Raw genomic sequence first — 12134 nt, forward strand, 5'->3', positions numbered from 1 at the left:
TAGGGGATAACTATTTATTCTTCTCTGCAAACTCCTGCATTGCTTCAATTAATACATATACACTACTAATAGGCAGTGCGTTATAAATAGACGCACGGAAACCGCCAACGCTACGGTGCCCCTTAATGCCATCAATGCCGCGTTCTTCGGCAAATTTCAGGAAAGGTTTTTCGTGTTCAGGGTTTTCAACCACAAAGCATACATTCATGTGCGAACGGTCCTCAACCTTACACACGCCTTTAAACAAAGGGTTACGGTCTATTTCTTCATAAAGCACGTTAGCTTTCGCTTCGTTCTCTTTTTGAATAGCTTCAACCCCGCCTTTTGATTTTAACCAGCGCAGCGTAAGCATAGATACATAAATGGCAAATACCGGCGGTGTATTATACATTGAACCACCATCAATTTGTACCTGGTAATTAAACATCGAAGGTATCTTGCGATCTACCTTGCCTAATAATTCATTCTTAACAATAACTAACGTTGTGCCTGCAGGGCCCATGTTTTTTTGCGCACCTGCATATATCAAACCAAAATCGGCCACGTTAACCTTGCGGCTAAATATATCCGACGACATATCGCACACAACCGGTATTGGTGATGCCGGGAATTCCTGCAGTTGTGTACCGTAAATAGTGTTATTTGATGTGAGGTGCAGGTATGCTGCATCTGCAGGTATGGTGTAATCTTTGGGGATATAAGTAAAATTGGCATCTTTCGCGGTTGCTATTACTTCAACGTTACCAAAGAATTTTGCTTCTTTTAAAGCCTTGTTAGCCCATACGCCGCTTTCTACATAGGCAGCCTTACCATTTTCTGGTAACAAATTATAGGGTACCATAGCAAACTGGGTGCTGGCACCACCTTGTAAAAATAATACCGAATAACCTTCAGGTACACCTAATTCTTCTTTAACCAATTTAACCGCTTCATCCAAAACGGCTTCAAAATCAGGCGATCGGTGCGAGATCTCAAGGATAGATAAACCAATTCCGTTAAAATCAACAACGCCTGCGGCGGCCTGTTTCAATACCTCGTGTGGTAATATGCCTGGTCCGGCACCAAAATTATGTTTCATTGTATAATTGATTAAATTAAAGCCTTATCATTTTATCGGGCGAGCTTTAATGACGCCCCGAAGGTAAATAATTGAAATATAATTTTGATGATAAATTGTTGTTTTTGTTGCAAAAAAAGTATCAATGTGAATAATTAAGTAAGTGTTTCGCAATCAATACTGTATAAAACGACTGTTTTAGTAGACATTTATACTTAAATGACCATTTAAATTAGTTTTCAACAAGCAGGTTATATTCATCACAATCGTTTGCTGAATAATGGATAAACCTATCTTTGTTCAAATGCTATCTCCTATCCAATTATACAAACGAGCTTATTACGGATTATCTCTTAACAGCTGGTACCTATCATTGGTGATGCTGATTAACCGCAGCGGTACCATGGTAATACCGTTTATGACTTTGTATTGTACCCAGCAATTGCATTTTAGCATTGCACAGGCCGGTTGGATTATGGGCATATTTGGTTTGGGATCTATCAGCGGCGCGTTTTTAGGTGGCAGGCTTACCGATAAATATGGGTTTTATGATGTCCAGGTATTTGCTTTATTTTCGGGTGGGGTATTGTTTATTCTCTTAGGGTTTCAGCATACTTTTTTAACGCTTGGGATATTTACGTTTATACTGAGTTTATGCAACGAGGCATTTCGCCCGGCAAACTCTACGGCAATTGCATATCATAGCTCGGGCGAAAACAAAACGCGTTCCTATTCACTAAATCGTTTGGCTGTTAACCTTGGGTGGGCATTTGGCGGCGCAATCGGTGGGTTTTTAGCATCATTCAATTACCACCTGTTGTTTTGGGTTGATGGTTGTACAAATATTTTGGCCGCGGTGTTTTTGTTGAAATTGCTGCCGCGTTCGGGTTTTACAAAAACGGTACATAAAACAGATATCAGTAATATACCTTCTTCAGCCTACCGTGATGGGGTTTATTTGGTATTTATTTTATTAGCTACCCTGTTTGCCACCTGCTTCTTTCAGATGTTTACTATACAACCATTATTTTATAAAACTGAGTGGCATTTAAACGAGCAGTTTATTGGCTTTTTAATGGCGCTGAACGGCATATTAATTGCCTTTATAGAAATGGTGATAGTTTACAACCTTGAAGGTAAGCGCCACCCCCTTAAATATATCAGCCTTGGCATTTTTATCACTGGGGTTGCTTTCCTATTACTCAATGTATTGGTACCGGGTAAGTTTTCGGCTATTACGGTAATGGTATTAATCACAATAGGCGAAATTATAAGCATGCCTTTTATGAATGCCTTTTGGATCGTCCGCACTTCCGAGCATAACCGGGGGCAATATGCGGCATTATATTCCATGTCGTGGTCAACCGCACAAATACTGGCGCCAACGGTTGGCAGCCAAATCATCCTTTATAATCACTTCAGTATGCTTTGGTGGATTATGGCTTTGATGTGTGGCATATCCTCTATAGGCTTCGTGTTTCTGTACCGGTTTGTTCTAAGTCCGAAGTCTTAAGCCTAAAGTTATAAGTGGGTACTTAAGACTCAAGACTTTAACTTAACCTACCGTTCAATTTCCATCTTCTCTGCAAAATGTGCGCAATAATCACGCAAATCTTCGATTATATTTTTTTCACCTGTAGCTTTCAGGAAGCTATCACCTAAGGTTAACAATGTCTCGTGGAAAAAACGTTTCATCTCATCAACAGGCATATCTTTTGTCCACAAGTTAATGTGCATGGTGTTTTTATAGTTGTGATCCCACACGGCAAGGTTCATGGCTTTCACCGGGACAGCATCTTTAGTATTAGCATCGGTTGATTCCCAGGTAATCGCCTCGGGCATGTTTTTATCATCGAGCGTAACGATCAATTTTATTTCAGCAGTCTTCATTATTTATTCTTAACAATTAAAAATAGTATCACAATTAACACCATCAGGCTGGTTTCAATTATCCAAAGTTTTTTTGTTTCCGGGAAGAAATTCCGGAACATCAGATCAATCACAAACACCACGAAAGCAAACAGCAGGAATATCCAGCCCAATATGCCTCCCAGATGTAGTTGCTGATACTGTGCGCCGGTTATCTGCGCGCCATATACCCATATATAAACGGCAATAGCCAGAAAAAAAGTTGTCGCGAAGTTTAGTGGTGTTATTCTGAATTTCATTTTGGCAATAAAGGTCAGTGTTTCTTTTTAAATTTCTTAGTAGGATTTTTAGCCCCCAGGCGCGGATTGGCTTTCAACTTTTTGGCATCGAACTTTTTATGCTGGCTCATGGTCTTTTTCTCATGAAAAGCCCCTTTAAAGTCCGGATCTTCCTTTCGCTTCTGCAAATCTATTTCCCGGTTCTGGTCCTGGCGTTCTTCGTAAGGGGTTTCTTCTATAAAAACATCATCTGGTATGGGAGATACATCCACTGTTTGCCTTATCAGTTTCTGAATCTTACCCATGTAATAAGTTTCTGCAGGTGTACAGAAAGTAATAGCCTCCCCTGCTTGTAAAGCACGTCCAGTGCGACCGATACGGTGGACATAGTCTTCGTATACCATCGGTACATCAAAGTTTATTACATGGCTTACATTACTTACATCAATGCCGCGCGATGCCACATCTGTAGCTACCAGTATTTTCACTTCATCATCTTTAAATGAATTGATGGAATTAATACGCGTATTCTGACCTTTATTGGCGTGCAGTACTTTAACCTCCTTTTGATTGTATTTACGTACCAGGTATTTATAAACATCTTCAGCTACAGCACGGGTTTTGCAGAAAACGATCAGTTTGGTTATCGCGTTTTCCTCCTCGTCCAGCAAACGTCTTAACAGGTTTATTTTAGTTTTTACATTTGGTACATAGTAAAGTTTTTGTGTAATGGTTTGTGCCGGAGTAGCCTGGGGCGTCACTTCAATTACCGTTGGAAATTCAAGGAAATTACCGGCAAGTTGATGTATCTTATCCGACATGGTAGCCGAAAACAACAAGTTTTGCCGTTTGCGGGGTACTATTTCCAGTATACGGTTTATTTGCGGCATAAAGCCCATATCCATCATTTTATCGGCTTCGTCCAACACTAACACTTGCAATGGTTTGGTATGGATATGGCCTGCAAGATAAATATCCATAAACCGTCCGGGGGTAGCCACAATAATATCCACACCTTTTTTGATGTTCTCTATTTGTGTTTTAGGCCCAAGCCCCCCGTACAATACTACAGTCCTCAGATCGGTGTATTTTGAATATGCTTGTACATTTTCTTCGATCTGCATGGCCAATTCACGGGTCGGCGAAATAATGAGCGCACGGGCATGCTCGCCCTGGGCATATTTCAGCTTCATAATAATAGGTAACACGTAGGCCGCGGTTTTACCTGTACCCGTTTGCGCTATGCCCATTACATCTTGTCCGTTTAGTATCGGCGGAATGGCTTTTTGCTGTACGGGCGTCGGCTCGGTATAGCCGGCGTCGGCTATTGCATTTAAAACCTGTTTGTTAAAATTAAAATCGATGAAGGCTGCTGCCATAGCCAGCAAAGATAGCGTTTTTGTTGAGGTGAAATGTAAAAGCTAAGAGGCAAAGGTGTTTTGACATGCAGATGTAACTTCTATCAAGAAGGATTATTGATCCGCTGGTGAATTTATTACTTCGCGCAACCGAATAAACTGCCCGTTACGATAATCGACTTTCATATCAAAGGTGGCCTGACTATTAGCCATCATAATGGAACCCAACATTCCAAACATCATACCTGCAGCTACACGATCGCCTGCACTTGCACCTGTTTTCATCTGGCCGGTAAAGTATAAATCATTCTTATCCCGTTTTACTTCGTAATAGTCTGTTTTTGTAGCAATGTAGGCTGTTCCCATAAAAACAATGGCATAAACATCTTTTCCTTTTACTTTGGTTACCCTGCCATCTGGCTCAACCTGTTTAACTACATCAGGATAAACCGCATATCCTTCAATTTTAATGGGTTTATCGGGGGTTTGTGCGGCAAATGATTGGTAGGTACTATAAACGCCATCTACAAACTTATCAATAGTATACACTCTTAATTTTTGTTTAGCCAGCATATCTAAATTGACAAGTTCATCGTAAGTAATTCCAGTGTTCTCTTTGGGCTTGCTCATCAGATTGTTCTTTATAAAATTGGTCAAAACAGAGCCCGTTGCTTTGAGCAAGGCCTTAGTAACATCCATACCCGATTTCATTGAAATTAAGGTATCAATAGATGTTATCTTCTGGCATTGGTTTCCATTTTGCAAATAAAGCGTTGCTTGCAAAGCGCAATATCCAGTTTCTGAAAAACTCTTTGTCACCTCATAAGCCTCATATTGAGTTAAACGCAACACCAATTGCCCCCCGGTTGAAAATTGATCTGTAATACCTGTGAGATAAGTTGATAACTGTTCGCGCAGGGGCTTTTGTAAAACAATTTTAGCATTACGGTTAAAAGCACCCAACTGTACTGTACCCAAATTGGTAGTATCTATACGGGCATCCAATAAGTCAATCTTGTTATAAAGACTATTTTTTATAGTGGTATCGGCGTGTGCAATCTCCAATTTTTGTAAGGCTTGGGCAAATGCGCCGGAGAAAATAAAAATAGGTAAAACAGCAAAACAAACTTTGCGGGTAATAGTAATAAGATTCATGCTATAAAAATAACTGAAAAAAAAGAAATGAAAAATGTGAAGTTTCAACAATAAGTTATCTTTGCCCTATGCCTACCATTCTCATTAAACAAGCCACTATAGTTAACGAAAACCAGCAATTTGTTGCCGATATTCTTATTAAAGATGGTTTTATAGAACGTGTTGATAAACAAATTGATACGAAATCCGATCAGGAGATCAATGCCGGGGGGCTTCACCTACTACCAGGCTGTATTGATGACCAGGTTCATTTTCGTGAACCGGGATTAACGCATAAAGGCGAGATCTATACCGAATCACGTGCAGCCGTGGCAGGTGGCATAACTTCATTTATGGAGATGCCAAATACAGTACCTAATACGCTTACGCAAGGACTACTGGCTAATAAATATGCTATTGCCGCACAAAAATCATTGGCTAACTATTCATTTTTTATGGGGGCAAGTAATGATAATTTGGATGAAGTGCTGAAAACAGATATACTCAACGTATGCGGCATTAAAGTTTTTATGGGCTCATCGACAGGGAATATGCTGGTAGATAACCCCACTACGCTGGAAAAACTGTTTTCAGAATCACCGATGCTTATTGCAACACATTGTGAGGATGAAGCTACTATTCAACGTAATTTGGCGCATTATAAATACATTTTAGGCGATAACATTACAATAGATTATCACCCTAAAATACGCAGTGAAGAGGCTTGTTACCTTTCATCATCTATGGCTGTTGAGTTAGCTAAAAAGAACAATACACGCTTGCATATCCTGCATATATCAACCGAAAAAGAAACGCATTTATTTGATAATCAGTTAGCATTAAAAGATAAGCGCATTACCGCCGAAGCCTGCATTCACCATATGTGGTTTAGCGATGCGGATTATGCTACCAAGGGAAACTTCATTAAATGGAACCCTGCTATAAAAACAGTAAGCGACCGCGATGGTATCCTGCAAGCTGTGCTTGATGGCCGCATAGATGTGATAGCTACCGACCATGCCCCACACACGCTTGAAGAAAAATCTCAGTCGTATTTAAAAGCCCCATCGGGTGGACCGCTGGTGCAGCATGCTTTAGTGGCTATGCTGGAACTTTATCATCAAGGCAAAATTACGTTGGAGCAGATAGCAGAGAAAATGGCGCATAACGTGGCGATATGTTTCCAGATTGAAAAGCGTGGGTTTATCCGTGAAGGGTATTGGGCGGACCTGGTATTAGTTGATTTAAATAAACACCATAAGGTTCAGACTGACAATATTTTATATAAATGCAAATGGAGCCCGTTCGAGGGTCAAACTTTTAATAGTTCCGTTACGCATACCATCGTATCGGGCAATTTGGTTTATGAGAACGGCCAATTAATTGAGGGGATTAACGGAAAACGTTTAAGTTTTAGCAGGTAATGTTAAATCTTAATTATTGCTTCTCTGTCTGTGTGTTTACTATATAGATCAAGTGCTTTTTTTAGTTGCTTTTGTTCAATTTTGCCAAAACTTTCAAGGTTTATTTCAATTTTATCTTTTTTCAGCGTTTTTTTCCAGACACCTGCAACCTTCCCTTTTACAATTACCGTATTGCTAAATAGAGCATTGTCGCGCGAGTTGATATGGCTAACGGCAGCGAGCGCTGCCCTGTCGGCATAGCCTACAATGTACTCATCATAATTTGGCAATAAGTAAATGTGCGGACTCATCCTGGCAGGTTCGGGCATATTAGCGGCAAACCAATAGGCCTGCTTGTTTATAGTGACTGTATTAAGCTTAGCTTGCGTAATACTTATCCCCTTTTTAACATCGGTTAAAGTTAACCCCGACCACCAGGCGCAATCATGTACAGTAGCCGGGCCATGCGCTGTAAAATAACGCTCAACCAATCTCCCCAAGGCTTCATCATAATCAATAGGTGTGGTTTTAGGTACACGCTCATCCAGTAGCGCATAGGTAAACTGGTTACCATTGCGGGGGCCGCTGCAAATTAGTCCGGCTAATTCAGCATGCATTAAAATGTGGGCTGCCCTATTTTCGTGTGTGGGTATATTGGCTTTATTTAATATTTCAGATAGTTGGGTTCTTGTAAGATATTTTCTTCCTTCCAGTGATCTGATCAGGATATCGTGACATTTGTTCAATACCTTTTCAGTAAGTTCAAACCCACGGTAACGGCTGGCATTCCCTGCATTTATTCGTGGCGCTGTCAGCTCCAGCATCCACCGGATATCTTTAGGACTAACAAAATGCCAGGTTGGGCGCATTACATGGGTGCGGAGTATCTCACCCCGGTCTAAGGATTTTTCTATTACGGTGTCTTTCGCGCCCTTTAATCTTAATGACAGCGCCCATTTGGCCCCGGCATAATCCTGTGCCTGTATTGCACCAAACCAGTGCACAACGTCGGCCGCGTTAGTGAAGTTGTGTTTTGAAATTTGTTGGTTTAATAAACGTTGTTTCAGGATATCCATACTAATAAAGCAACTATTTGCACTGATGGGCTTTATGTCAGTAACACATCGGGGCTGGTAATATTTTTAACCATTTCATCCAATATCTCCCGTATCCTGTCCTTTAAATAATCAGGGCTGGTGATCTGCGCCTGGTCGCCGAACATCAGATACCAGCGGGCGAATCCCTCTATCGAATTAGTTAAAAAAGTCATTTGTATGCAGTCGTCCAATTCTTCCTGCGATACAAAACCGCTGTAATACTTCTGCGCGTCAAGGTGGCCTGCAATCTTCTTATCAACACACATTATCACGGTGTGCAATTTTTGTTCGGTAGCAACTTTAGATAAGTATTGCTTTAATGTAGGATGCTGCTTGTTGAAATACAGTTCGGTAGTATATAACCGTTTAATACGGTCTATCCTGAAATCGCGGTAATCATTACGCAACCGGCAATAAGCTATCAAATGCCAGTAACCTTCCGAAAAAAACACACCGACAGGTTCTACATGCCGGCTGCTGTTTTCCTGGCTATGCAGGGCAAAATAATCCAGCCCTAAAACGGTTTTATTAATTATGCCATTTAATATGGGTTGCAAAGCATTCCGATCGTTATCATCTCCCTGGTGTTTTTTGGATTTTAGCACAGCAATGTGTTCGTCCATGTCCTCCAGCATATTTTTATCGGCCGACCGCAATACGGATTTCACTTTATACATTGCCGATTGATAATGTTTTGTTGTAGCGGTATCAGTCATCTTCTCTACAAACTTTTCGGCGGTAAGAAAAGCTGTGGCTTCTTCCTTAGTAAACATTACCGGCGGTAAACGATAACCGTCCATGATAGAATACCCTATACCCGCTTCGCCAATTATCGGCACACCTGCTTCTTCTAAAGTTTTCACATCGCGGTATACCGTGCGTAAACTGATATTAAAGCGTTCAGCAATGTCTGCAGCCTTTACCACTCTGCGGGATTGCAGTTGTATCAATATAGCAGATATGCGGTCGATGCGGTTCATAGCGTAAATAAAAAAACCAATATCGGATTAAATTACTTGCCATAAAAAACTTAATATTGAAAAATACTATTTTAACTGCTATGAAAGACGAAGGCCACATCATCATTTTCCAAACCTTTTATGATCCCGTATTGGCCCACATCGTCCGCGGGCGGCTGGAAGACAATGGCATCCCTTGTTTTATAAGTGATGAAAACACCTTAGCGGCGAACCCCTTTTATAACCAGGCTATCGGCGGTATTAAACTAAATATTTTTGAGCATGACCTTGAAAAATGCCGGGCTATTTTAGCTGAAGATACTGACCTGGCAAACGAGTTATAACAGGACTTAAAGGGGACAAATCAGTATCATTCAGGATACATGAAAATTAAACCGGGGCTAAAATTTATATTAGCATTATGTATAACAGGCGTAAATTTATAAAACTATCAGCCCTCAGCGCGTCGCTGGCCACATTTATACCACGTATGGTAAAAGCAGGCAGCGATGACATAACTACTTCTTCATTACCTGTTGTAATTTCAACCTGGGATTTTGGCATTGCTGCAAATGCTGCGGCATGGGAAGTATTAAAAAAGGGCGGCCGCGCGTTAGATGCTGTAGAAGCCGGTGCTAAAATACCAGAAGCCGACCTGAAAAACCACTCGGTTGGCCGGGCTGGTTATCCCGACAGGGATGGTATAGTTACACTTGATGCCTGTATTATGGACGAGTTTGGCAACTGCGGTTCGGTAGCGGCTATGGAAGATATAGCCCATCCCATTTCTGTTGCGCGCATGGTAATGGAAAAAACTCCGCATGTAATGCTGGCTGGTGATGGCGCTCGTCAATTTGCCATTCAAAATGGATTGCATAAAGAGCACTTGCTAACTCCCGAATCAGAAAAAGCCTGGAAAGAATGGTTAAAGAAAGCGGAATATAAGCCTGTAATAAATATTGAAAACCAGCAGCATATGCGCGGCGACAAGTACAATCACGATACGATTGGTATGCTGGCTATTGATAGTAAAGGTAATATATCCGGGGCTTGTACCACCAGCGGCATGGCTTTCAAAATGCACGGCCGTGTTGGCGATAGTCCTATTATTGGGGCAGGCTTATATGTAGATAACGAAGTTGGCGGTGCTACCTCAACTGGGGTTGGCGAGGAAGTGATACGTAATGTGGGCAGCTTTTTAGTTGTTGAACTGATGCGCCGGGGCTATCATCCTGAAGAGGCTTGCCGCGAGGCCGTAAACCGCATTATCAAAAAGAAACCACAAACGGCTAAAGATATACAGGTAGGCTTTTTGGCCATTAACAAAAAAGGTGAATACGGTGCTTACGCGATACAAAAAGGATTTTCATTTGCCGTATGCAATAAGGAAAAACAGGATATTTTGATAAAAGGTAAAAGCATTTATTCAAGTTAAATTGTATATTTATAGTTTAATTTCCGAATATATTTAACTATAACAATATCACACTTCTACTATGGTCTCTTTAGAGGTCTGTGCTAACTCTGCTACTTCAGCTATTGCAGCCCAAAATGGTGGTGCCGCACGTGTTGAATTATGTAATAATTTATATCAGGGTGGTATTACCCCATCGCATGGCCATATACTGGTGGCCCGCAAACACTTACATATTAAATTGTATACACTTATCAGGCCGCGCAGCGGTGATTTTTTGTATACTAAAGAAGAGTTTCAGGTAATGTTATCGGATGTGCGGCAAAGTATTGCGCTTGGCTGCGATGGCATAGTAGTAGGGATTTTAAATAAAGACGGTTCGGTAGATATGGAACGGAATAGTCAAATTGTAAATATGGCCCGCCAACATGGATTGGGCGTTACCTTTCACAGGGCATTTGATGTTTGCGCCGATAAAGAAAAAGCATTGGAAGATTTGATCCATATAGGCTTTGAGCGTCTATTAACGTCGGGTGGGAAATCAAACGTTATAGAAGGTGCCCGTAACGTCAAAAATTTATTAGATCAGGCCAACGGCCGTATTAGCATAATGCCTGGCGGCGGTATTAGTGAAAAGAACGTGGCCGACCTTGTTCACTACACCGGGGTAAAAGAAATACATTCATCAGCACGTGCCCTTGTAAACAGCCAGATGGAATATCGCAATGACAGCATTATGATGGGTACGCGCTATGTAGATGAGTACGCCATTTATGAAACCAGCCCCAAAGTTGTACAAAATCTGATACGCTTAGCTAATAGTGTTGATTAGCAGAGGCAAGGAGCCCTTTTATTTCAGATTCTTTTAATTAAGAGATAAGCGTTAGCCACCTTAGTACAAGGTGCTTTATTTGTGACCGTTATCGGGAAAATTCAATGAATATTATCTTTCTTATAAGATGAAGGCATTGTATTTTAAATTTCTGACAACAGCATTCTAATCTTGTTTCATCGTCGTTAATTATTACTGTAGGATGTTGCTTATGTTCAAGGCACGCCAGCGATTCTAATATTGCTTTTAATTTGGGCGTTAATGCTTTCATAATCAAACCAAAAAGTAATACTATCATACGGCAAACAATGTGCCATCTCATATCCTATTTGCTTGTATCAGGATGAGTTGTATTTTTGTTGACTACCGAAAGCAGGCATATTTTTTGTAATAAACTAAATAATTAGCCTATACTAAGCGTTTTAGCCGAAATGATCAGAATTGAAATTGAGTGCAGCACCTGTGGATCTACCTACATAATAGCGTCACAAAGAACAGAGAAATTAAACCAGGGGTCAATCTCGTGTTTTGTGTGCGACAAACCTGTATTTACCTATAACGGATACATAGAACATTATCCCTTTCTGAAAAACAAGCAGGAAAAACACCTTCAAGTTGAAGGCATACCGTTACCTGATAAATTACTTGATAAAGAAAATAACGATCAAGACTAAACCCACCAATAAGTCGGGTAGTTATTGTAGGAAGTGATGTATACCTATCAGTACTTAAC

General features: G+C 40.7%; 12 protein-coding genes. 5 read left to right on the plus strand and 7 right to left on the minus strand.

The features are described from left to right. Positions 1-10: 10 nt before the first annotated feature. Positions 11-1078, minus strand: a complete 1068-nt coding sequence (gene serC, locus IRJ18_RS09130) for a 3-phosphoserine/phosphohydroxythreonine transaminase (RefSeq protein ID WP_194105874.1) — start codon at positions 1076-1078, stop codon at positions 11-13. 259 nt (positions 1079-1337) lie between these two features. Here serC and IRJ18_RS09135 point away from each other — a divergent pair, with 259 nt between their 5' ends. Continuing rightward, complete coding sequence (locus IRJ18_RS09135; protein WP_228072657.1) at positions 1338-2570, plus strand: MFS transporter; 1233 nt, start codon at positions 1338-1340, stop codon at positions 2568-2570. Between the two features lie 47 nt (positions 2571-2617). On the opposite strand, the gene gldC is transcribed toward IRJ18_RS09135, so the two are convergent. The 4 genes from gldC to IRJ18_RS09155 form a co-directional block, all read right to left on the minus strand. Beyond that, entirely contained in the window at positions 2618-2947 is a 330-nt protein-coding gene (gene gldC / locus IRJ18_RS09140; RefSeq protein ID WP_194105875.1) for a gliding motility protein GldC, read from the minus strand. After that, on the minus strand, positions 2947-3225 hold the full coding sequence (locus tag IRJ18_RS09145) for a hypothetical protein (protein WP_194105876.1): 279 nt from the start codon (positions 3223-3225) through the stop codon (positions 2947-2949). The genes gldC and IRJ18_RS09145 overlap by 1 nt, the downstream gene beginning before the upstream one ends. Positions 3226-3239: 14 nt before the next feature. After that, positions 3240-4583, minus strand: a complete 1344-nt coding sequence (locus tag IRJ18_RS09150; protein ID WP_194105877.1) for a DEAD/DEAH box helicase — start codon at positions 4581-4583, stop codon at positions 3240-3242. A 93-nt stretch (positions 4584-4676) separates the two neighbouring features. Further along, on the minus strand, positions 4677-5717 hold the full coding sequence (locus IRJ18_RS09155) for a hypothetical protein (protein WP_194105878.1): 1041 nt from the start codon (positions 5715-5717) through the stop codon (positions 4677-4679). 68 nt (positions 5718-5785) lie between these two features. Between IRJ18_RS09155 and IRJ18_RS09160 the strand changes: the two genes are divergently transcribed. Then, positions 5786-7120: a dihydroorotase gene (locus tag IRJ18_RS09160; RefSeq protein ID WP_194105879.1), complete on the plus strand. Its 1335-nt coding sequence runs from the start codon at positions 5786-5788 to the stop codon at positions 7118-7120. A gap of 2 nt (positions 7121-7122) precedes the next feature. Here the strand turns inward: IRJ18_RS09160 and IRJ18_RS09165 are convergent, their stop codons facing one another. Both IRJ18_RS09165 and IRJ18_RS09170 read right to left on the minus strand, forming a co-directional pair. After that, a complete protein-coding gene (locus tag IRJ18_RS09165; protein WP_194105880.1) occupies positions 7123-8175 on the minus strand; it encodes a winged helix DNA-binding domain-containing protein in 1053 nt (350 codons plus the stop codon). Positions 8176-8207: 32 nt separating this feature from the next. Further along, on the minus strand, positions 8208-9176 hold the full coding sequence (locus IRJ18_RS09170) for a helix-turn-helix transcriptional regulator (protein ID WP_194105881.1): 969 nt from the start codon (positions 9174-9176) through the stop codon (positions 8208-8210). A 56-nt stretch (positions 9177-9232) separates the two neighbouring features. Between IRJ18_RS09170 and IRJ18_RS09175 the strand changes: the two genes are divergently transcribed. The 3 genes from IRJ18_RS09175 to IRJ18_RS09185 all read left to right on the plus strand — a co-directional run bounded on the left by IRJ18_RS09175 (position 9233) and on the right by IRJ18_RS09185 (position 11401). Next, positions 9233-9499 carry a putative signal transducing protein gene (locus IRJ18_RS09175; protein WP_228072658.1) on the plus strand — a complete coding sequence of 89 codons (267 nt, stop codon included), beginning with the start codon at positions 9233-9235 and terminating at the stop codon, positions 9497-9499. A gap of 77 nt (positions 9500-9576) precedes the next feature. After that, positions 9577-10590 carry a N(4)-(beta-N-acetylglucosaminyl)-L-asparaginase gene (locus tag IRJ18_RS09180; RefSeq protein ID WP_194105882.1) on the plus strand — a complete coding sequence of 338 codons (1014 nt, stop codon included), beginning with the start codon at positions 9577-9579 and terminating at the stop codon, positions 10588-10590. Positions 10591-10651: 61 nt separating this feature from the next. Continuing rightward, positions 10652-11401 carry a copper homeostasis protein CutC gene (locus tag IRJ18_RS09185; protein ID WP_194105883.1) on the plus strand — a complete coding sequence of 250 codons (750 nt, stop codon included), beginning with the start codon at positions 10652-10654 and terminating at the stop codon, positions 11399-11401. Positions 11402-12134 lie beyond the last annotated feature (733 nt).

This window comes from Mucilaginibacter boryungensis, from assembly GCF_015221995.1.
Lineage (GTDB): Bacteria > Bacteroidota > Bacteroidia > Sphingobacteriales > Sphingobacteriaceae > Mucilaginibacter > Mucilaginibacter boryungensis.